Source organism: Ochrobactrum sp. WV_118_8, from assembly GCF_039631535.1.
GTDB lineage: Bacteria > Pseudomonadota > Alphaproteobacteria > Rhizobiales > Rhizobiaceae > Brucella > Brucella anthropi.
In genome coordinates, this window is sequence record NZ_JBDIUZ010000002.1 from 1,673,859 (window position 1) to 1,694,928 (window position 21,070).

Below are 21,070 nucleotides of genomic sequence, written 5' to 3' on the forward strand. Positions count from 1 at the left end.
TCAGATATCCGCAATCGAAATGGAAAACAGATTGTCGGGCCGCACGAACAGGCCAAAGGCGAGGCGCAGGCCAACGGCAAGCACGAGAAGCGCCAGCAAAAGGCGCAACTGTTCGCCGCGCAATTTTTGGCCCGCGCGTGCGCCATATTGCGCACCGATCACGCCGCCAACCATCAGCAGGAAAGCAAGCACGATATCGATGGACTGGTTGGTCGTTGCCTGCAGGACGGTCGTGACTGCGGTCACAAAGGTGATCTGAAACAGCGAGGTTCCGACAACCACATTTGTCGGAACATGCAGCAGATAGATGAGCGCCGGAACCATAATGAAACCGCCGCCGACACCCATCACCGATGACAGAAGGCCGATGAAGAAGCCGATGCCGAGAACCGGAATGATGCTGACATAGATGGTAGAGGCGCGAAACCGCATCTTGAATGGCAGGCGGTGTATCCACGTATGCTGGCCGGATCGCCGCACAGCACCTGCTTGTCCCTTCTTCACACGGCGCAAGGCGCGCAGGCTTTCCACCAGCATCAGACCGCCGACAGTGCCGAGAAAGAAGACGTAGAGGATGGAAACGATCAGGTCCAACTGGCCGAGATCGCGCAGCCACGAGAACACGAAGATACCGACAAGGGAACCCAATACACCACCCGCCACGAGAAACAGGCCGAGCTTGATATCGAGCGTGCGACGTTTGAAATGCGCCAGTGCGCCGGAAACCGACGAGGCGATGACCTGATTGGCACCGGTGGCGACCGCGATTGCAGGTGGAATGTTATAAAAGATCAGAAGCGGCGTGATCAGAAAGCCGCCGCCGACGCCGAACAGTCCGGAGAGAAAACCCACGGCGGCGCCCATGCCGAGAAGAACCAGCATGTTGACCGATAATTCCGCAATGGGAAGATAAATACCCAATTCCGAACCCGGCTTTCACGAACGCATGACACACAGTTGCTTGCGGTCGCGCTTCTCCGCAAGATGTTTCACTCTACTAAAACATCTCCGGCAAAATTATGAAACTGTTCTGCGTGCGGAAATGCATGAAAACAAGTAGTTAGGCTTAACTTCACACGTGAGTTTCAGCCCGACCACTCCTCATAATGTCTTGCTCTGTCGCCATCGCGAAGTCAAACGCCGATTGCTGATAAAGTTATCTCGCGAAACTCTATTCGAGGAAAAATGCTAGGTGTTGTTTAAGAACAACAAAAAGAGCCTTGAAGAGAGCTTAAAACAGTCATTGTTGGTATAATCCCATAGAATATATAGGAAATACATGAGCGCAATCTGGCCACGATGCACTGCCGATCAGTCGATGGCATTCTGTCGGTTGCTGATGACGATATTGATATCTTCTTTCGGCGTGATGATGGAATGGCCAGACGATGGGTAAAACTGTGCACGGATCGAAATGTTGTCGGACATTTTACTGTCGGTCAGGCTGCCGTTCTTTATAATATAAAGATAGGGATTGGTCAGGTTTACGCTGAAGTTTCCAGCAAAGCGGCTGCTGGACTTGAAACCAAAGCAGTTCATGCTTTCGGCATAGTAGTTGCCATTCATGACATTCCATTCTTCCATCGGGCTGGACCGTGTGAGACAGGTCTTTTTGCCGTCTGGTGTGGTGAAATTCGCATTGAACGACACGCCTATGAAGATGTTCTTCAGCTCGAAACTGCCGGATAGGACTTTGAAAATGGATTTGTACGGATGAATATCCTCGGCAGGGATAAGTTGCTTGTCGCCAGAGGAAATCTCAAAGTCGATCGCATCTCCCTGGAAGTTTTTGATGTCCTTGTCGAGCGCGAGGGGAATCTTCGCGATGATCCCGTTTTCCATGTCGTTGTTTACGTGCAAGAGCATCGTCTATCCCTCGTTGATAGGGCTTAGATAATAAGGCTCAACGAGTCGATTCAACCTGTCACTTCTTTCAGACGCTTGTGGCCAAAACGAAAAAAGGGCAGCATCTGCTGCCCTCGAAAAATCCGATTTACTTCAATGCGTTACTTGTTCTTCTCGAGAAGAAGCTGGACCAGTTTCTGGTCAACGTCACCGGTCGGCGTCTGGCCATTCGCCTTCTGGAAGGCAGCAATTGCAGCGCGGGTCTTGCCGCCCATCAAGCCATCGGCGGTGCCGACGTCGTAGCCGTTCTTCTGGAGAATAAGCTGGATGTTACGAACAGCCTTCTTCATATCCACCGAGCCGGTGGTGAGCGGTTTGCTCTCGGTCCAAGCATCCGGGACGTCGATGGAGTTGGTTGCCTGGTCGAGCGGCTTGGCCTTCCAGAGCTTGACTAAATCCTTGGCGCGTTCAAGCTGTTCCGGTTTCAATGCCTTGGCAATCTGGTCGCGCTTGTCGGCAGCATCCTTGTCACCAGCATTGGCGGCGAGCGAGAACCATTTGTAGCTTTCTTCCAGATTGACCGGCATGCCCAGTCCCTTGGCCGCAAGGATTCCAAGATTGAACTGGCTGTCCTTCACGCCGAGTTCGGCGGCATCGGTGAACCAGCGCACGGCGGAAGCATTGTCAGGGTTGCCGTTGGCACCGGTTGCGAAAAGGACGGCGAGGTTGTGCATCGCGCTGGCGTTACCCTGTTGCGCTGAAAGCTGGTACCAGGTCTTGGCCTTTTCGAGATCGCGGGCCATGCCAAGGCCCTTCTCGTTGAAGTTGCCGAGACGATATTGCGCGGGAGCAAAGCCTTGACCTGCAGAAATCTCATACCATTTCGCCGCCTTGGCAAAGTCGGCAGCAACGCCGCGACCTTCCATGTAGCGATTGCCGACCTCGAAGAGGGCACGGGCGTCGCCCTTGGCTGCAGCCTCGCGAAGCGCTGCCGGACCGGCTTCTTCCGGTACAGACGGAATGGTGGCCTGAGGCTGTGCGGCAGGTTCGGTTGATGTAGCCGTTTCCGCAGGGGCTACCGGATGGACGGTTGTTCCGGTTGCTGCGGCAGGCTGTTCAATCTGTGTGGGGATTTCGACCGCTGCCTGTTGCTCGTTCGCTAGTTTCGGGATTTCTTCCTGCGCAATTTTTTCCGCGCGGGGCTCTGCGATTACGGGCGTGGTTTCCGCGGATTGTTCGAGGGCAGGTGTGGTGTCCGACGCGATTTTTGCAGCGATTTCGTCGGCTGGCGCAGGTGTATTATCGGCGGCAGTTGTGTCGATCTGAGGCGGCACCGTATCAAGTGCGGCTTCCACCGGCTCGTCGCGGTTGAGGAAAGCTGAGCCGATCTGCAGGCCAGCCATCGCGATCATCACAGCACCGATTGCCATCAGGATCGGCTTGCGCTGGCGCTGGATCATGTCGCCGACTGATGACTTTTTCTTACCAGTGCGCTTGGTCGTGCCCTTCTGAAGCTGTTCGGATTCAGCGGCGGCAAGCTGGGCGGCGCGACGCGCCGCCGTGATGAAGTCCACCTTGCCGTTGGCGGCAAGGGCCAGATCGGCAGCGTCTTCGCGCTGGCGGCGTTCTTCGCGCACCCGCTTCATAATCGAATTGAGGTCCGGCATGCCTTCGCCCTGAGGGCGAGGGGATGGAGTCGTTTCCAGCTCCGGTTCTTCGCGTGTGATCGGCTCGATGGCCGCAAGATCGCTTTCGAAGGCTGGCGCATCAAGCGTCGCGTCAAAAGCGCTGGCTTCGAGTGTTTCGTCGTTCTTTCCGACGGATTTGTCGGCGCGGCGACCGCGTATAGCTTTCGCGAAACCGCCGAAGAGCGATGACTTCCCGGTCAAGTCACCTGCCTGCATATCGGCGGGACCAGCTTCGCTCTGGACGGTTGCAAAAGCTGCTTCCGCTGCCGCTGCAGCCGGGGAACGCGGTGCCGACGGACGCGGCGATCCAGCGTTGGGGCTGGTGAAGGCCGACTTTTCAGTGTCCGACGTGTCTGATTTGCCTGCCACGTCCTGCTCAAGCCTGGCCAGACGATCAACGATCTTGACCAATGTGTCGTGGACGGTCTCGAATGTCTTGCCGTTGCGCTCGTCGGAATTGCGCGCCAGGGCCTCAAGCGATTTCATGTCTTCGGCGAGTTGCCGGGCGATCACGCTGTCGCCATGTGATCCATGCTGCAGAACGCGCGCGACAGCACTTTCGGCAGCTTCGCGCGCTGCATCCAGCACTGTTTCGCGATTGGAGGCGATGGAGCGCTCGATGGAAACGAGACGCGGCTTCAATTCTGCGAGCTCGGCAACGGGCTGCGCAAGATGATGGGCGATATTTGCAATCTGATCTTCGAGGCTGCGGATTGCCTTCACATCCAGTCCAGGGCCGTCATAGGTCGGCGCCTGAAGGAGACCCAGTGAAATCTGCTGCGAAAGATCGTCGAGGCGGCCTTCCAGAGTGTGGATCGCGCTGTTGTCGACATGCTGCGTGGCATATTGCGCGTCGAGACGCTCGGTCAGTTCTGCAAAGCGGCGGTCGATTTTGTCCAGAACGGAAGGATGCGGCTCCTCTACCCGGCGCTCGGCAGCTTCGAGCTTCTCGCCGATGGCTTCAAGACGTGCCTCTACAGCGTGATAGTCGGACTGGTTCAGATTCTCCATGACCTTGCCAACCTGATTGGCAAGCAGGTTAATCTGGTGTGCGAGCTGGTCAATGACGCCTTCCGGTAGCGCTGAGCCGCTTGAAAGGCCGTCGATGCGAGAGGAAAGTTCGCCGAGCTTGCGATAGAGCGTATCGGAATTCTGCTGCGTTGCCGAAGTGGCGAGCTGTTCTGCGAGCTCTGCCAAACGGCTTTCGATACGCTCCAGTCGGCGCGCACTGTCCTGATCCGGGCGCTGGGCGCGGCTGGTGGCGATGATAGCGCGGCTGATTTCGTCCAGCCGCTCATCGATCTGCTGCAGACGGCTCTGATCGAGCGACGACGCGTGTTGTGGGCTGAGCGATTCCTCGATGGAATTCGCGAGCTGGCCGATGCGATCCTCGATTGCGCTCAGGCGGTTCGACTGGGGCAACGTACCGATGGCGTCGCGCACCTGCTCAAGCCGCGAGCCGATCGCATCCAACGCCGGATCGACGGCGTTGTGGCGCTGTTCGAAGGCCTCGAAACGCGCGTCGAAGCGATCCCAACGATTGTTGAGACGATGCAGTGTTTCTTCGCGCGCGAGGCTCTGGACGGTGCGATGGAGCTCTTCGAGCTGGCGGCGGAGCGCCTGCGCGTTTGCCTCACTGCTGCGTTCGGCGAGAAGGCGTACGCTGTCGTTGATACGCTCGAAATCATCGCTCATCTGCTGTGAAAAGCCTTCTTCGCTTGCGGCGCGCTGAAGGCGGGTCATCTCGCGGCTGGCACGGCTGACCTCGGCGCTTGAGGCATAATGCGGCTGCGGTTCTTCATGGCTACCGCGCATCCGACGCAGATTTTCGGCAATTTCGGCGAGGCCAGTTACAGTCTCGTCAGGATGGCGAACTGGGTGACGTTCGGAACGCAGAATATCGCGTACGTCCGGGGCGCTGTCGTGCTCCAGATCCATCAGGCGTTTTTCAAGGCTCGCCAGCGTGCGGTTAAGTTCTTCCATGGCAGGCGATGACGCTCGGCGCTCGCGGTGGGCATTCAAATCGTCAATAATTGATCGTGAACCTGACGCCATATCTGGATTTGCCATGATAAATTCACTTTTTCTAATGATAGAGGCCGCCGGGAGCAAATTTCACCAGCGCAACAGGCAAGAATTTGCTCTGCTTACATTTGTACAAACGTGGTAAATAACTCGTTAATATATGCGGCTAAGTGAGTGCTTTCGTGGATGCCGAATAGCATCCCATGGTTGAGCGGGCTGAATTCAGCGTGTCAAACGCAACCCGGCATGAAAAGCGGATCTATCGAATACGAAAGATGCGTGAACCGCGGCGGCAAAATGTAAATCGAAGCTACGGCACTGACAGCAATGTCAATGTGAGCTGTCATCAACAGTGGTTCCATCGCGCAATCGCGCGGTGACCGGGCGTTTCCGGGGGCGGAAACAGGGTAGGACATGAGTAAACAGGCTAACGCACCAGGGCTGGTCGCAGATTTAGCAATTGCGGATTTGCTAACCGGCACAAGCGTGAATATGCGAAAGGAAGGTCAGTCAGGCGGTCAACTATACCGGATCGGCGATCTAGCGGAGGAGTTCGACCTGACGTTGCGCGCTTTGCGCTTCTACGAAGACAAGGGATTGCTCAATCCGCGCCGTGCGGGCGTGACGCGGCTTTATGATTACAACGACCATACACGCTTGCGTCTCATCCTGTTTGGACGACGCATCGGCTTCACGCTGAGCGAGATGGGGCAGTTGATCAGCGTGTGGGAAAATGAGACCCGCGACGCTGTCGAAGTGGAGAAGCTACGCAAGCGTTTCAAGGAAAAACTGGTCGAGCTTGAGAAGAAAAAGGACGAGGTTGATCAGTCTGTCGAAGAGCTGCGAACCATCCTCGCACGAATGGGGCGACAATCGTTTTGATTGCGGGTGTGTGAAGTTTGAAAATGTGGCTGCCCCTATCTGATTGACAGGACAGATAAGGGCAGCCTATTCGCTCGTAATGAAAAATATATATAAAAATCAACGCTTTTAGAATGCAATCTAGACTTTGACGCCATACGGGGAATGACGGAACAGCCTGTCTTGTATCGGTAATATACAAGCCATTTTGCATCCTCCATTTTTGCTCTGCAGGCTGTGTTTGGTCTAATCCACCAACACAGATGTTGCTTGCAGGGCGAGAACGGGTCGCGTTTAGCAATAAGAAAAAGTTTTAAAACCTCCTGTTCATTGAAAACAAGGCCATCTTAACTGGATTTAGATCGATCTTAAAATAGCAACTTGCTGGGTAAGATTTCTCAATCTATATTGGCTAATTTAACTAACGCTAAATATTGAAATGTAATTTTCGAATAACTGATTTATCCGCAAGGAAGCTTCCGGAAGGCTTCGTTCTGGGATTCCTGAAAACTTGTATCGACTTGTGTCTCGCCAAGTGCGCTCTGGGGCGGCTTTGGGCAATGAAACTACGGTTCACAATTATTCGCCGTCATCTTTTTAATTTGGGTATATGTGCGCATCCACGAATGTGCGGCCTCGGCCAGATCGAAGTCAGAGCGAACTCCGCCTGACAGGTCCGAATGTTTCAGCCTGTTGCATGAAGTGTGCCCTGGAGTGGGAACCTCGACGCATCGACGGGGTTATTCCAGCCTTGCGACTGATGGCGCATCCAAGATGTGCCCAGAACGAACAGATGGAGCGCCGGTCTGATCCAATCAGATCGAATTCGCTCTGATGCGAAAGTGAGGCTGACAATGAAAAAAGCTCTTGTTCTGACCGTAGCGGCGTTTCTTGCTAGCTCCGGTTTTGCGCTGGCGCAGGATCGAGTGCTTATCGAAGTGCCTCAGGCAGCACGCGATTATGTCATCGCAAATCCTTCGGACCCGGTCGTCATTGAGGGCGAAATCAGTGACGGTTATGTTCTCCCCGATGCAATCGCGGTTCATCCGATCCCCGACAATCCGGGTTTCGGTTACATCTATGTCAATGGTGAACCGGTGATCGTTTCCATGCAGAACCGTCAGGTCGTCTATTATACCGAAGGGCCGAATGCTGGTCCGCTGGTGCCGAATGAAGTCGTGACCTACATCGAAACCAATCCGGTTGATCCGGTCATCATCGAAGGAGATATCGCCGAAGGTATGGTCATCCCCGAGGATGTGCCTCTGGTGGCTGTTCCTGAGCAGCCGACTTATTCCTATGTTTATGTGGAAGATCGTCCGGCTCTGATCGATACGCAGACCCGCCGCGTTGTATGGGTCAAGTAAGCCTTCAAGGATCGATTAATAGTAGAAGGGCGGCAGAATTGCCGCCTTTCTCATGTCTCACATCTGGTCATCCGGTCTACGCAATCGGCGTGATTTTCACCGTTCAGCTCGCGTTACCGGTCAAAAATGACCGTTCACGAAGCCGTAAACTTGACCATAACACCACGCTGGCGAAAATATGCCTGCATGAGCTTCCTGCCGGAGCGATTGTTCTGCACCAGCTTGGCCGGATCGAACACAGCCTCTTTCAGGCCCGCGCGCTCAAGCGCTGCTTTCAGGGCGGCGATATGTAAATCGATGTCGACATTATCCGCCTGAAGCGATTCATAAATTCGGTCTGTCGCTTCCGCTACAGTAGGTTCGCTCACCACTATACTCCTGTTGTTGCTTGCAGGCGCTTATCACACTTTCCCTTCGACCACTATCAGGATGAAAAGCGTCTTTACATGAACATTTCCCCGTCCCGCACGAACTTGTGTAATTTTTGACGTTTACGGAAACGTCAAAGTAGGTTAGCTTCGAGCCGAAATTGACTGGACGAGCGCGAATTCCGTGATGTGGTCAGTCAAAAAAGCGGCAAAAATGGCTGTTTTCGGAGAAAATCATCCCTTTTTGTTGCAACATGCGCGCTGTCACAACGTTTTGCTATAATGTGGCATGCAGGCATGAAACGCGGTTACGGGCTCGTTCCAGCCATCGCGGAACGGCTCAGGTGGTGAATTTGGAGGATTTCTATGCCGAGCTATCGCGCGCCAGTTGAGGATACGAATTTCGTTCTCAATGACGTTCTGAATTATCAGCGCTACAACAATCTACCGGGCTTTGCCGACGCGTCGCCCGATGTCGTCGAGGCAATCCTGTCTGAAGGCGCGAAGCTTGCCGAGGGCACCCTGTTTCCGGTCAATCAGACCGCTGATCGCGAAGGCTGCAAGCGTCATTCGGACGGTTCGGTGACGACGCCGAAAGGCTACAAGCAGGCTTACGACCTTTATCGCGAAGGTGGCTGGCTCGGCCTCGCCGTGCCGGAACAATATGGCGGGCAGGGGCTTCCTTATCTGCTGCACACGGCTGTCGGCGAATATATGTCGTCTGCCAATATGGCGCTCACCATGTATCCGGGCCTGACACAGGGCGCGATTGCCGCGATCCTGACCCACGGCACCGATGAGCAGAAAGACACCTATCTGCCGAAGATGGTGGAAGGCACCTGGACCGGCACGATGAACCTGACCGAGCCGCATTGCGGTACCGATCTGGGCTTGCTGCGCACCAGCGCCGCGCCGCAAAAAGACGGTTCCTACAAAATTTCCGGCCAGAAGATTTTCATCTCGGCTGGCGAACACGACATGTCGGACAACATCATCCATCTGGTGCTGGCCCGTATCGACGGCGCGCCGGAAGGTGTGAAGGGCATTTCGCTGTTCATCGTGCCGAAGTTCATTCTTGATGAGAACGGCAATCCGGGCGAGCGCAACGGCGTGTCCTGCGGTTCCATCGAAGAAAAGATGGGCATTCACGGCAACTCCACCTGCGTCATGAACTACGATGATGCGACGGGCTTCCTGATTGGCGAGGCACACAAAGGCCTGCGCGCCATGTTCACCATGATGAATGAAGCGCGTCTTGGTGTAGCTTTGCAGGGCCTTTCGATTGCCGAAACTGCTTACCAGAATGCCGCTATCTATGCGCGTGAGCGTATTCAGGGTCGTGCGCTTTCGGGTGCCGCGGCACCGGACAAGAAGGCCGATCCGATCATCGTGCATCCGGATATCCGCCGCAACCTCATGAATATCCGTGCTTTCAACGAAGCTGGTCGCGCGCTTATCCTCTGGACCGCACTCAACTCCGATATTGCCCATCGCGCAGGCGATGAGGCGGAACGTCAGGCGGCGGATGATCTCGTTGGTCTTTTGACGCCGGTTCTGAAAGGCGTTCTGACCGACAAGGGATTTGAACACGCCGTCATGGCGCAGCAAGTCTTCGGCGGGCACGGCTATATCGAAGAACACGGCATGAGCCAGTATGTGCGCGATGCGCGCATCGCGATGATCTATGAAGGTGCAAACGGCATTCAGGCGCTTGACCTCGTCGGTCGCAAGCTGGCGCTTAACGGTGGTCGCGCAATCACTGCCTTCTTCAAGGAAGTGGGCGATTTCTGCGAAGCCAACCGCGAAAATGAGAAGTTTTCCTTCTTCACGAAGCATCTGAAGAAGGGCCTCAACGATCTTCAGGCTGCCACCATGTGGTTGATGCAGAATGCGATGGCCAAGCCCGACAATGCAGGTGCCGCCTCCAACGACTATATGCATCTGTTCGGACTGGTGGCGCTTGGCTTCATGTGGGCGCGCATGGCGAGGATCGCGGAAGAAAAGCTTGGCAGTGGCGAAGGCAACAAGGCGTTCCTTGAAGCCAAGCTTGTTACCGCGCGCTATTATTTCGAGCGGATCATGCCGGAAAGCGCCGCACATCTCGCACGCATCCAGTCGGGCGCGGATTCGATGATGGCGCTCAACGCGGACACATTCTGAGTTAGAGATCAGGCTGAGTTAGAGATCAGGCTAAGTTTTCGAACTTAGCGGGAAGGAGCAAAAATGGCTGAGGCTTATATTTACGATCACGTGCGCACACCGCGCGGACGTGGCAAGAAGGATGGCAGCCTGCACGAAGTGCCTGCCGTTCGTCTGGGCGCGAAGGTTCTGGAATCCCTGCGCGACCGCAACGGTATCGACACGGCAAAGGTCGATGACATTATTTTCGGCTGTGTCGATCCGGTGGGAGAAGCTGGTGCGGTCATCCCGCGTTCGTCAGCTTTTGAAGCCGGTTACGACTTCAAGGCGCCGGGCATCCAGATTTCGCGCTTCTGCGCTTCCGGCCTCGATGCGGTCAATCTGGCGGCAGCCAAGGTCGCCTTCGGTTCCGACGATCTGGTGATTGCAGGCGGCGTGGAAAGCATGTCGCGCGTCGGCATGGGCATGTCGGGCGGTGCCTGGTACATGGACCCATCGGTCGGCTTCCCGGGCTATTTCATGCCGCAGGGCGTTTCCGCCGATCTGATCGCCACGAAATATGGTTTCAGCCGCGATGACGTCGACGCTTATGCCGTCGAAAGCCAGAAGCGTGCCGCCAAGTCGTGGGAAAAGGGCTATTTCAAGAATTCGGTCATTTCGATCAAGGACCAGAATGGCCTGACCATTCTCGACCATGACGAGCATATGCGCCCGACAACCGACATGCAGGCGCTGGGCCAGCTCAATCCATCCTTTGTGATGCCGGGTGAAATGGGCGGCTTCAATGCGGTCGGCATTCAGGCCCATCCGGAAATCGAAACCGTCAACCACGTCCACCATGCCGGTAACTCGTCGGGCATCGTCGACGGTGCGGCTGGCGTTCTGGTTGGTTCCAGGAAGGCTGGCAAGGCATTCGATATCAAGCCGCGTGCGCGCATTCGTGCTTTCGCCAATATCGGCTCCGAACCGGCGCTCATGCTGACCGGCCCGGTTGATGTGACGGAAAAGCTTCTCAAGCAGGCGAAGATGAAAATCTCGGATATCGATCTGTTCGAGCTGAACGAAGCCTTTGCTGCCGTTGTTCTGCGCTACATGCAGGCCTTCGACATTCCGCACGACAAGATGAACGTCAATGGTGGCGCCATTGCCATGGGCCATCCGCTCGGTGCAACCGGTGCGATGATCCTCGGTACGGTGCTGGATGAACTGGAACGCCGCGATCTCAACACCGCGCTGGTGACATTGTGCATCGGTGCCGGCATGGGCACGGCGACGATCATCGAGCGCGTTTAAGGCGAGGGAGGTTTTACGAATGGCTTATGTAAATTTCAAAGTTGAAACCGACGCCGATGGCATTGCTCTCGTCACTTGGGACATGCCTGAAAAGTCGATGAACGTCTTCACCGTCGATGCGATGCAGGAATTGAATTCCATCATCGACGCGGTGACGGCCGACGATAAGATCAAGGGCGTTGTTATTACGTCAGGTAAGGACAGCTTCTCTGGTGGCGCCGACCTGACCATGCTGGAAGGCATGTTCAAGGAATTCCAGAAGCAGAAGGCCAAGGACCCGCAGGGCGCGGTCCAGACCCTGTTCGACAATGTCGGCAAGATGAGCGGTCTTTTCCGCAAGCTTGAAACCTGCGGCAAGCCGTGGGTGTCGGCCATCAACGGCACCTGCATGGGCGGCGCGTTTGAAATGTCCCTCGCCTGCCATGCCCGCGTAGCATCCGATGCGCCGGGCGTGAAGATGGCACTGCCGGAAGTCAAGGTCGGCCTGTTCCCGGGCGCTGGCGGTACGCAGCGCGTTCCGCGCCTTGCCAATCAGCAGGACGCGCTCCAGATGATGACGACGGGTTCCAGCCTGACGGCGCAGCGCGCCAAGGCAATGGGTCTCGTCACCGAGATTGCTCCGGCCAAGAAGCTGGTCGAAACCGCAAAGAAGCTCATCAAGGGCGGTCTCAAGCCAGTTCAGCCATGGGATGAAAAGGGCTTCAAGTTGCCCGGCGGCGCGATCTATTCTGCTGCCGGTGCGAACCTTTGGCCTGCCGCAACGGCAATCCTGCGTCGCGAAACCTCCGGTAATTATCCTGCAGCCCTTGCTATCCTGAAGTCGGTTTATGAAGGTCTGCTGGTCCCGTTCGATACCGGCCTCAAGATCGAGCAGCGCTATTTCACCGAAATCCTCCAGACGACCGAAGCGGGCATGATGATCCGTTCGCTCTTCGTGTCGCTGCAGGAATTGAACAAGGGCGCACGCCGTCCGGTCGATGAAAAGCCGACCAAGCTCAAGAAGATCGGCGTTATCGGCGCTGGCTTCATGGGCGCAGGCATCGCCTATGTGACCGCCAAGGCAGGCATTCCGGTGGTGCTGATCGACCGCGATCAGGAGTCTGCCGACAAGGGCAAGGCACATACGGCTGACCTTATCGCCAAGGAAATGCAGAAAGGCCGCGCCACGGAAGCCGACAAGGAAAAGCTCCTGTCGCTTATCACGGCAACGCCGGATTACGCGCTTCTCGAAGGTGCCGATCTGGTGATCGAAGCCGTGTTCGAGGACCGTGAAGTCAAGCGTGTTGCGACTGAGAAGGCCGAGGAAGTGCTCAAGACTTCCGCAGTCTTTGCTTCCAACACCTCGACCCTGCCGATCACTGGTCTTGCGAAAGTCTCGAAACGTCCAAAGAACTTCATCGGCATTCACTTCTTCTCGCCTGTCGACAAGATGATGCTGGTGGAAGTGATCCTCGGCAAAAAGACCTCGGACAAGGCACTGGCCGTAGCCCTTGATTACGTTCGTGCGATTAAGAAGACGCCGATTGTCGTCAACGATACACGTGGCTTCTACGTCAATCGTTGCGTGCTGCGCTATATGTCGGAAGCCTACAACATGCTGGTTGAAGGTGTTCCGGCGGCCATGATCGAAAATGCCGCCCGTATGGCTGGCATGCCGGTTGGTCCGCTGGCGCTCAACGACGAAACCGCTATCGACCTGTCACAGAAGATCCTCAAGGCAACCCTTGCTGATCTCGGTGAAAAGGCGGTCGATCCGCGCCATGTAGAACTGGTGGATCGTCTCGTCAACGAGTTCGACCGCAAGGGCCGCAAGAACGGCAAGGGCTTCTACGATTATCCGGCGAAGCCTGCCAAGAAGCATCTGTGGCCGGGCCTCAAGGATCTCTATCCACAGCAGAATCCGGACAAGATCGATGTAAAGGAGCTGAAAGAGCGCTTCCTCGTCACCATCGCTCTGGAAGCTGCCCGCGTGATGGAAGAAGGCATTGTCACCGATCCGCGTGAAGCCGATGTCGGCTCCATTCTTGCCTTTGGTTTCGCGCCTTATACCGGCGGTACGCTGTCCTATATCGATGGCATGGGTGCGAAGAAATTCGTCAAGCTTGCCAAGGAGTTGCAGAAGAAGTACGGCCAGCAGTTCAAGGCGCCGAAACTTCTGCTCGACATGGCCGAAAACGGTGAAAGCTTCTACCAGCGTTTCAACCCTTACAAGACGGAAGCAAAGAAGGCAGCGTAAGCTTAACCCTTCGCAAGATCATCAGGCGCGGCATGTTTCATGCCGCGCTTTTTGTTTGTGCTTCTTGTCATAGCTGAACTGCAGCATCCCCGGATAAGAAAATTTTCCCTGTTAATTCAGCCGTCTTGCGCAATTACTGCTTTTTCGGTAGGTTGAAGCCGAAGATGGGACGGAATAATAGGTTTAAAATCCTTTGAAACATATCTTTCCTGATGGGGATTATTCAGGAAGATATGTCGGAACCTAGGTGGCGGATCATTACTATGTTTTCTCACGAGAGCGTGTGGGCGGCCATTGATGCCCTGGCTGAACGTCATTCCCTGAGCGCGTCCGGGCTGGCGCGTCGTGCAGGGCTCGACCCTACGACCTTTAACAAATCCAAGCGCTATGCTTCCGATGGGCGTGCGCGCTGGCCTTCGACGGAATCGCTGGCCAAGGTGATGGAAGCAACCGGCTCGACGTTCGATGAATTCACGCGGCTCATCCGTGGCGAAAATCGCACGCCGCAATTCGGCGAATATACGCAGGACATGCAGTCCATTCCATTGCTCGGCATGGCCGAAGCGGGCGCTGGCGGCTATTTCGACGATGCCGGTTTCCCGGCTGGACAAGGCTGGGACATTGTGGAATTCCCGGCCGGATCGGGGGAAGGTGTGTACGCGCTGGAGGTTTCGGGCGACTCAATGTTGCCCCTTTACCGTGATGGCGATACGCTGATCGTAGCACCCAATACCGCCATTCGCCGGGGCGATCGCGTAGTGGTGCGGACGAAAGACGGAGAAGTGATGGCCAAGATCTTGCATCGCCAGACGCCACGAACCATTGAGCTTCATTCGCTCAATCCCGAACATCCGAACCGCATTTTCGAGTCCAAGGATATCGAATGGGTCGCCCGCATTTTATGGGCGAGCCAGTAATGGCGCAATCGCAGGATAGAAGCCATGCACGCGCCGTTTTCGGCGGTCTGGCTGGCATAACAGGCGCAGTTCTGATCGCAGCCTTCGTGGCGCCGTTCTATGGTGCACTGGATCGCCCGGTGGTCGTCATCAACTCCGGTGATACGAAGACAGAATCCGGTACGGGAAACGGTATCGTCGTCGAACAGTTTGACTATAACGAGCCGGAGACATCGCCTGAAACGGGCAATGCTTCGGAGGAGACGTCGCCGCAACCGGGCCAAACCGCCCCCGTTGAAGGGCAGCCGCCTGCGTGGAAAGAGAACGGCAAGGTCAACGACCAGGTGAATGACAACGGCATTGAACGCGAAGCACCGCGTCCACCGCTGAGCGATCTCGGTCTTGCATCCACGCCCAAGCCGCCGGAGCCACCGGCACCGGCCACGCCTGTCGATGCGGGTGAACAGATGCAGCTTTTGCAGCGACCTGTCGCTGTGGCGGCCGGACGGCTTGAAAGTCAGGGCCGTATTATTGAATTGCAGGGCATCGAAATCGTACCCTTAGAACAGACCTGCCAGACCGCTTCCGGTGAAAGCTGGCCATGCGGCATGCAGGCGCGCACTGCCTTCCGGCAATGGCTGCGCTCCCGTGCCGTCATGTGCCGCCTGCCTGAAAACGACAGCGGTGGCGCGGTGGCGACCGAATGCTTGCTGGGCAATGAAGATGCAGCCGCATGGCTGGTTGCCAATGGCTGGGCGAAGGCCGCTCCGGGCGGTGCCTATGACGAAGCGGGTCGTAAGGCTGTGGAAGCGCGTCTCGGCATTTTCGGCGACAAGCCCGATACGTCTCTGCCCAATCCGGAGCCAGATAGCGGCAATATGATGGATAATCCGTCGCCGCTGGCCCCTGAACCGGAGCCGCAACCATCCTCGCCGTCGCCGCAGCCGCAGGGTGATTTTCCGCCCGCGCCGCCTGCACAATGACGAAAAGAGATCAAGCCTCTTAAAGCAAGCCTCCAAGAAGAGGATCGTATCGAACTGGAATGCGGGTGTACCTGTTCTCAGATGCCAGAGAATACCGTTCGAAATGTGCTGTTCATCGACATGAGGCTTGCCGCGCACTGTGGTCGGAAGAAGTGGTTCAATCACCGACCATTCGAAATCAGTTCAATCAAAGGCACTCTCACTGCCTCCAATCGCTGGAGACAGTGAATCGCAACATACTTTATAGTATGTGACGTAGTCTTTCTTGGCTCTGTGCAGGACTTCCTTGTCGCAGATGCTACTGTCCGGTCGTTTTTTCTCCGACGATGAGTGCGAGTGCACGGACCGGCGAGCCGGTTCCTTTCACGAATTTCAGGGGTGCTGCGATCAGGATCGCCCCCTTGGCTGGTAGCTGATCAAGGTTGCTCAGGCTTGCCAGTCCGTATCGGTTTGCCTTGTGCATGAGGTTGTGTGCCGGAAATGGAGGGGTCATGGCTCCTGCGGATCCTGCATCCGTACCGACTGTTTCCTGACCCCAACCGATAATGCCTTTGGAAAGCAGATACTCGATTGCTTCAACCGTTGGTCCCGGAGAATGTGGGCCGTTTTCATCGGCATTCAGAAATGTATCGGCTGAACCATTGCGCTTGTACCAGTCGGTACGCATCAAAACCCATGATCCAGCTTCAATTTCGCCATGCTCTGCTTCCCATTCCCTGATGCTATCAACCGTCAGCAGATAATCAGCGTCGGCGGCGGCTTGTGCGGAACGGTCGATTACGTTTACGGGAGCAACGAAGTTCTGTGGCGGGATCGTATCAGTGGTGTTGTTGGAGTGATCCTTGCCGGTGATCCAGTGACACGGGGCATCGAAATGGGTGCCGGTGTGCTCGCCAAGCTCTATCCAGTTCCAGGCCCAGAACGGACCATTCTGATCGTATTGGCTGATAGTGTGAACTTTAACGTTCGGTGTGTTTTTGCCGAATTGCGGGGGAAGGTAAAGGACGGGCGTATCCGGACCGAGTGGTGCGGTGATGTCAACGACCTTGACGGTGCCAGACAGCAGTCCGGACGCAAGGCTGGAAAGAGCAGATGTATCGTTCATGAAATCCCCATTTCGCCCTGAGCCGGCGCCGGCTTTATTGTGCGGTCCTTGATGAACCGGTCTCTTTCGGACGTTCACTCGAAGCCTATGGCAGGAAATATGCTCTTGCAAGTATCTCTTTTACAAAATCTTCTAGGAATTTTCTCGCGGCAGAAGAGCGTTCGCCAATAGACCAAATTTCTGGACTTTTCTGTCCGTACGTCCTTCTGTGACTGGTAGTAAAACCTCATGCAAGGTAATGCAGTTATATGCATTCAAGTATAATATCGGTCATCTGTAAAAAACTGGGCTCGCATGTCGACGGCATTCTTCACGGTTCGATTGCTTTAAGGGAAGGTTTTTGTGTGATCTGCCGACCAACAAAGGGCAGGGGTGTAGCGGTCAGGTTAATTTAGGCTTGAAATATCGGCTGTCTGGCGCAATTCTCATTGATTGCAGCGCAACGATATGCACCGGGCGGATAATGGATCTCGAATTTATAGTCACCGAAGTCGATGAGGGCGAGAAGCAGGAATTGCGCCTCTGGCTGCGTATGCTGGCAACAACCAGACTGGTTTCACAGGAAATCCGCCGCCGTCTGCGCAATGAATTTGGTGTCACGCTGCCACAATTTGACATTCTTGCCCAGCTTTACCGGGAACCGGACGGGTTGCGGCTGGGAGAACTCTCGCGTCGGACCATGGTGACGAATGGCAACATCACCGGCTTGATTGAGCGATTGGAAGCCGACGGTCTTGTGCGTCGTGAAACACCTGGTGCCGACAGACGCGTTACCGTCGCGCGATTGACTGATTCTGGGCAGACGGTGTTCGCAGAAATGGCACGGGTCCATGAAAGCTGGTTACGTGATCTGATGGCCGAGGTCGATCGCGACACGATCGCTTCGTTGCTGAGAGATATGAAGCGTGTCAAAAAATCGGTCGGCAATCACCTCATGGATGACAATGAGGAATAGCATTCCCATATCCGCTGTTCGATATGGATTACTGACCTACTCTCTGCCCTCGCGTTGAGATACGATAAAAAACACAATAATAACAATTGGATATAAGGAACGATATAATTCCTGCACTTGCAGAAATTATCAGGGAATATTTCACTTGCTTATTTGATCAAATGATCTTTAGATACGCGCATGTTGGGAAGCCAATCCAGGTTGAAGCTGCGTTTATGCAGTCTGCTCAGGACGAAGATGTGAAAACAAAGGGACAGGACGGTGTTGGCTTGAATGCGCCAGCTGACCAGATTCCCGGAAGGCCGGCTTTGACACTCGCTGAGGGGCAGGGCTGAGACGGAAAACAACAGGAGAGAAAGACTTATGATCCGCCTTGCCAGACGCATCACCGAAAGTTCCCGCAAATCTTTTGGCATGTATGCCCGGGCGGCAGCACTCGGAGCGAATGCCGGTGACCTCATTCACATGGAGCTTGGCAGCCCCCATGCCGATACGCCACTGCATATCAAGCAGGCGACGGTCAATGCACTGATGGCAGGCGATGTCCATTATTCGCATTTTCAGGGAATTCCAAAATTGCGCGAAGCCCTGGCCGCCCGTCTGCGTGAGAAGAATGACATGGATGTTTCAGCCTCCGATATCGTTGTCACTAACGGGCTGACCCATGCGTCCTTTGCCGCTTTCATGGCGCTGCTTGACCCGGGCGACGAGGCGATCCTGTTGGAACCTTATTATCCTCAGCATATCGGCAAGATAGAACTCGCCGGAGCCAAACCTGTTCTGGCGCCGCTGGATGCCAGCGACCGTTTCTCGATCAAGGCGGAACTGATCGAACCCAAGATCACGGCCCGCACAAAAATGATTGTTCTGATCAATCCGTGTAACCCGACAGGACGGGTCTACAGTCGCGAGGAGCTGGAAGTTCTGGCGGATATTGCTCGCCGTCACGATCTGGTGGTGGTTTCTGACGAGGTTTACGAAGAGATACTGTTTGATGGCGCGCGCCATGTTTCGATCGCTTCGTTGCCCGGCATGAAGGAGCGAACGATTTCAATGTTCGCCTTTACCAAGAGTTTCGCCATGGATGGTTGGCGACTTGGGTATCTCACCGCACCGCGGCATATGATCGAAGGTATCCTGAAGATCACGACCAACGACGTCACTCACGTGAACACATTCATTCAGGCGGGGGCTCTGGCGGCGGTCTCGGGGCCAGAGGAGATATTGGCCGAACTGGTGACGGAAGACAAAGTAAAGCGCGACATTGTCGTGTCGCGGTTAAATCAAATGTCTGGTGTCACGTGCGACTGGCCGGAAGGCACGATCTACGCGTTTCCCAAAATCGCTGCATTGGGTCTTAAGTCGCAGGACATGGCCGAACGCATCATGACAGAGGCGGGCGTTGTGCTGGAAGCGGGGAGTTTTTACGGAGCGGGCGGTGAAGGGCATTTGCGTGTCTGCTTCGGTTCGCAATCGCTTGCACGTGTCAATGAAGCCATGGATCGCCTTCAGCGGTTCTTTGGTTCCCTTTGAATGACTGGAGCATCTTCGCTGCGGTCTGGTTGCTCAGACCAATGCGATTTTAGTTGAAACTTAAAATTCCATATGATCAAATAATCAAATAGGTCGACGCAGGTAGGAGCAGGAACTTCTGCCGAAAAGAAACGACCCATAGAGGGAATAACAACATGATGATCTGTCGCCGTAATTTTCTGGCTATGGCAGGCCTTGCAAGCGCTCTGGCTGCGAGCTCCTTTGCCATGACATCTGCATCTCTGGCTGCCGATGCACTTAATATCGGTGCCTATCCCAGTAACCCTCCTTTCGAGTTGAAAAATGCCGATGGGACGTTCGAAGGCTTCGAAATCGATATCGCGACCGAGGCAGCCAAACGGGCCGGTCTAGAGCCGGAAATCGCTGATTACGGGTTTCAGGCCCTGTTTGCTGCAACGACTTCCCGGCGTATCGACGTGGCGGTTTCGTCCATAACAATTACGCCGGAACGCCTGAAATCACAGTCCTTCACCCAGCCATATTACGATTCAGACATCGGGGTTGCGACCAAGACCGATAGTGCTGTCACCGGACTGGCCGATTTGAAGGGCAAGACCGTTGGTGCCCTTTCCGGCTCTACCGGCGAAAAATGGGTCAAGGAAAACAAAGAGGCCAAAGGCTTCGTCGATATCAAAGGCTATAACTCGCAACAGGATCTGTTTCTTGATCTCGGTGCAGGCCGCATAGATGCCGTCATTTCCGACATACCCGGCATGGAACATCTCTTTCTGAAGATGAAGGGGTTTGCCGTGAAAGACCGAATTCAGACCGGGGAGCAATATGGTCTGATGATGGCGAAGGACCATCCGTTGCTTGGCAAGCTCAACGATGCGATTACCGCCATGAAGCAGGATGGGACCACTGCGGCTATTCACAAAAAGTGGTTCGGTACGGAACCTGCAGCCAGTTCCTCGACAGTCACCGTCGTGCCGATCCCCAAGCCGTAATCTTTTGACGTTGGTGACAGATGGGCCGCATTTGCAGGATCGGCCCATCTTCGACCGTTAATTCTCAGACTGACCGGTCGTGCGCTCCCAGGATTTGCCTGCGAAGGACGCCAATATGACATTCGTCGAAACCTTCCTGAACACCGATGTTCTCGCTTCGAGCCTGCCAGCGCTTGGACGTGGCCTGCTCAATACGTTTCTCATCGGTATCGCCAGCATTTTCTTTGGTGTTCTGTCGGGCTTGCTGATCAGTATTGTCCGTATATACGGACCGAAGGTTCTTCGTTATCTCGCGATCGCCTATATCGATGTATTCCGCGCCATGCCGGTTTTGGTCGTGCTGATCCTGATCTATTATGCACTGCCATTCATCGGGATACGCTTTTCTGCCTGGACCTCTGCCATCATGTCTTTCTCCATGGTTATGGCGGCATATTCGGCGGAAGTGTTCCGGTCCGGCATCGAAAGTGTACCACGCGGCCAGTTCGAAGCTGCTTCTGCGCTTGGAATTCCATTCCCGGTTACTCTGTGGAAAGTGGTTTTGCCACAGGCGATCCGTATCATCATTCCGCCGACTACCAGCAATTGTGTTTCCATGTTCAAGGACACCGCATTGGCGTCTACTGTGGCTCTGCCCGAGCTTTTGAAGGAAGCGCAGGACGCGCAGGCGCTTTATGCCAATCCGACACCATTGATCGGCGCAGCGCTTATCTATCTCATCCTCCTGCTGCCGCTTGTGCGCTTGGTCGCGCTTCTTGAGGCGCGGTTCAAAAAGGAGAGAGTCCGATAGTTCCAATTTCGGTTTCAT

16 protein-coding genes and 1 pseudogene are annotated in these 21,070 nt (G+C 55.2%); 11 read left to right on the forward strand and 6 right to left on the reverse strand.

Features of this window, described 5'->3' with window-relative positions; genetic code table 11:
- From ABDF71_RS22035 to ABDF71_RS22045, 3 genes are all read right to left on the reverse strand, one after another.
- The gene (locus ABDF71_RS22035; protein WP_029376011.1) at positions 1–882 is read right to left on the reverse strand and encodes a sulfite exporter TauE/SafE family protein; all 882 of its coding nucleotides are present in this window, start codon (positions 880–882) and stop codon (positions 1–3) included.
- A 429-nt stretch (positions 883–1,311) separates the two neighbouring features.
- Positions 1,312–1,866 (reverse strand): hypothetical protein, encoded by a 555-nt coding sequence (locus ABDF71_RS22040; RefSeq protein ID WP_500061807.1) that lies wholly within the window; start codon positions 1,864–1,866, stop codon positions 1,312–1,314.
- Between the two features lie 140 nt (positions 1,867–2,006).
- A complete protein-coding gene (locus ABDF71_RS22045) occupies positions 2,007–5,603 on the reverse strand; it encodes a peptidoglycan-binding protein (RefSeq protein WP_258124856.1) in 3,597 nt (1,198 codons plus the stop codon).
- A gap of 369 nt (positions 5,604–5,972) precedes the next feature.
- Here ABDF71_RS22045 and ABDF71_RS22050 point away from each other — a divergent pair, with 369 nt between their 5' ends.
- Complete coding sequence (locus ABDF71_RS22050) at positions 5,973–6,440, forward strand: MerR family transcriptional regulator (RefSeq protein WP_029376010.1); 468 nt, start codon at positions 5,973–5,975, stop codon at positions 6,438–6,440.
- Positions 6,441–7,273: 833 nt separating this feature from the next.
- On the forward strand, positions 7,274–7,786 hold the full coding sequence (locus tag ABDF71_RS22055) for a DUF1236 domain-containing protein (protein ID WP_029926551.1): 513 nt from the start codon (positions 7,274–7,276) through the stop codon (positions 7,784–7,786).
- Between the two features lie 134 nt (positions 7,787–7,920).
- On the opposite strand, the gene ABDF71_RS22060 is transcribed toward ABDF71_RS22055, so the two are convergent.
- Positions 7,921–8,157 (reverse strand): hypothetical protein, encoded by a 237-nt coding sequence (locus ABDF71_RS22060; protein WP_151615271.1) that lies wholly within the window; start codon positions 8,155–8,157, stop codon positions 7,921–7,923.
- A gap of 363 nt (positions 8,158–8,520) precedes the next feature.
- Between ABDF71_RS22060 and ABDF71_RS22065 the strand changes: the two genes are divergently transcribed.
- From ABDF71_RS22065 to ABDF71_RS22085, 5 genes are all read left to right on the forward strand, one after another.
- Positions 8,521–10,314 carry an acyl-CoA dehydrogenase C-terminal domain-containing protein gene (locus tag ABDF71_RS22065; RefSeq protein ID WP_258124851.1) on the forward strand — a complete coding sequence of 598 codons (1,794 nt, stop codon included), beginning with the start codon at positions 8,521–8,523 and terminating at the stop codon, positions 10,312–10,314.
- A gap of 63 nt (positions 10,315–10,377) precedes the next feature.
- A complete protein-coding gene (locus tag ABDF71_RS22070; protein ID WP_012093366.1) occupies positions 10,378–11,586 on the forward strand; it encodes an acetyl-CoA C-acetyltransferase in 1,209 nt (402 codons plus the stop codon).
- 19 nt (positions 11,587–11,605) lie between these two features.
- Positions 11,606–13,822, forward strand: coding sequence for an FAD-dependent oxidoreductase (locus ABDF71_RS22075; protein WP_500061808.1), 2,217 nt, complete (start codon positions 11,606–11,608; stop codon positions 13,820–13,822).
- A gap of 263 nt (positions 13,823–14,085) precedes the next feature.
- The gene (locus ABDF71_RS22080; protein ID WP_029926626.1) at positions 14,086–14,739 is read left to right on the forward strand and encodes a S24 family peptidase; all 654 of its coding nucleotides are present in this window, start codon (positions 14,086–14,088) and stop codon (positions 14,737–14,739) included.
- On the forward strand, positions 14,739–15,701 hold the full coding sequence (locus ABDF71_RS22085; RefSeq protein WP_151615316.1) for a thermonuclease family protein: 963 nt from the start codon (positions 14,739–14,741) through the stop codon (positions 15,699–15,701). The genes ABDF71_RS22080 and ABDF71_RS22085 overlap by 1 nt, the downstream gene beginning before the upstream one ends.
- Before the next feature lie 63 nt (positions 15,702–15,764).
- Here ABDF71_RS22085 and ABDF71_RS22090 read toward each other — a convergent pair.
- Positions 15,765–15,866: pseudogene (locus ABDF71_RS22090) on the reverse strand (transposase); the annotation flags it as partial.
- 133 nt (positions 15,867–15,999) lie between these two features.
- Complete coding sequence (locus tag ABDF71_RS22095; RefSeq protein ID WP_029926628.1) at positions 16,000–16,806, reverse strand: cyclase family protein; 807 nt, start codon at positions 16,804–16,806, stop codon at positions 16,000–16,002.
- A gap of 463 nt (positions 16,807–17,269) precedes the next feature.
- Between ABDF71_RS22095 and ABDF71_RS22100 the strand changes: the two genes are divergently transcribed.
- From ABDF71_RS22100 to ABDF71_RS22115, 4 genes are all read left to right on the forward strand, one after another.
- The gene (locus ABDF71_RS22100; protein WP_036587599.1) at positions 17,270–17,761 is read left to right on the forward strand and encodes a MarR family winged helix-turn-helix transcriptional regulator; all 492 of its coding nucleotides are present in this window, start codon (positions 17,270–17,272) and stop codon (positions 17,759–17,761) included.
- Between the two features lie 363 nt (positions 17,762–18,124).
- Positions 18,125–19,294: a pyridoxal phosphate-dependent aminotransferase gene (locus ABDF71_RS22105; RefSeq protein WP_258124849.1), complete on the forward strand. Its 1,170-nt coding sequence runs from the start codon at positions 18,125–18,127 to the stop codon at positions 19,292–19,294.
- Between the two features lie 155 nt (positions 19,295–19,449).
- On the forward strand, positions 19,450–20,262 hold the full coding sequence (locus ABDF71_RS22110; protein ID WP_258124847.1) for an ABC transporter substrate-binding protein: 813 nt from the start codon (positions 19,450–19,452) through the stop codon (positions 20,260–20,262).
- Positions 20,263–20,377: 115 nt separating this feature from the next.
- Positions 20,378–21,052, forward strand: a complete 675-nt coding sequence (locus tag ABDF71_RS22115) for an amino acid ABC transporter permease (RefSeq protein ID WP_010659204.1) — start codon at positions 20,378–20,380, stop codon at positions 21,050–21,052.
- Positions 21,053–21,070: the final 18 nt, after the last annotated feature.

Excerpts from the sequence above, each read along its gene's own strand:
- ABDF71_RS22035 (WP_029376011.1), bottom strand. The coding sequence starts at position 882 with ATGCTGGTTCTTCTCGGCATGGGCGCCGCCGTGGGTTTTCTCTCCGGA.
- ABDF71_RS22040 (WP_500061807.1), bottom strand. The coding sequence starts at position 1,866 with ATGCTCTTGCACGTAAACAACGACATGGAAAACGGGATCATCGCGAAG.
- ABDF71_RS22045 (WP_258124856.1), bottom strand. The coding sequence starts at position 5,603 with ATGGCAAATCCAGATATGGCGTCAGGTTCACGATCAATTATTGACGAT.
- ABDF71_RS22050 (WP_029376010.1), top strand. The coding sequence starts at position 5,973 with ATGAGTAAACAGGCTAACGCACCAGGGCTGGTCGCAGATTTAGCAATT.
- ABDF71_RS22055 (WP_029926551.1), top strand. The coding sequence starts at position 7,274 with ATGAAAAAAGCTCTTGTTCTGACCGTAGCGGCGTTTCTTGCTAGCTCC.
- ABDF71_RS22065 (WP_258124851.1), top strand. The coding sequence starts at position 8,521 with ATGCCGAGCTATCGCGCGCCAGTTGAGGATACGAATTTCGTTCTCAAT.
- ABDF71_RS22070 (WP_012093366.1), top strand. The coding sequence starts at position 10,378 with ATGGCTGAGGCTTATATTTACGATCACGTGCGCACACCGCGCGGACGT.
- ABDF71_RS22075 (WP_500061808.1), top strand. The coding sequence starts at position 11,606 with ATGGCTTATGTAAATTTCAAAGTTGAAACCGACGCCGATGGCATTGCT.
- ABDF71_RS22080 (WP_029926626.1), top strand. The coding sequence starts at position 14,086 with ATGTTTTCTCACGAGAGCGTGTGGGCGGCCATTGATGCCCTGGCTGAA.
- ABDF71_RS22085 (WP_151615316.1), top strand. The coding sequence starts at position 14,739 with ATGGCGCAATCGCAGGATAGAAGCCATGCACGCGCCGTTTTCGGCGGT.
- ABDF71_RS22095 (WP_029926628.1), bottom strand. The coding sequence starts at position 16,806 with ATGAACGATACATCTGCTCTTTCCAGCCTTGCGTCCGGACTGCTGTCT.
- ABDF71_RS22100 (WP_036587599.1), top strand. The coding sequence starts at position 17,270 with ATGGATCTCGAATTTATAGTCACCGAAGTCGATGAGGGCGAGAAGCAG.
- ABDF71_RS22105 (WP_258124849.1), top strand. The coding sequence starts at position 18,125 with ATGATCCGCCTTGCCAGACGCATCACCGAAAGTTCCCGCAAATCTTTT.
- ABDF71_RS22110 (WP_258124847.1), top strand. The coding sequence starts at position 19,450 with ATGATGATCTGTCGCCGTAATTTTCTGGCTATGGCAGGCCTTGCAAGC.
- ABDF71_RS22115 (WP_010659204.1), top strand. The coding sequence starts at position 20,378 with ATGACATTCGTCGAAACCTTCCTGAACACCGATGTTCTCGCTTCGAGC.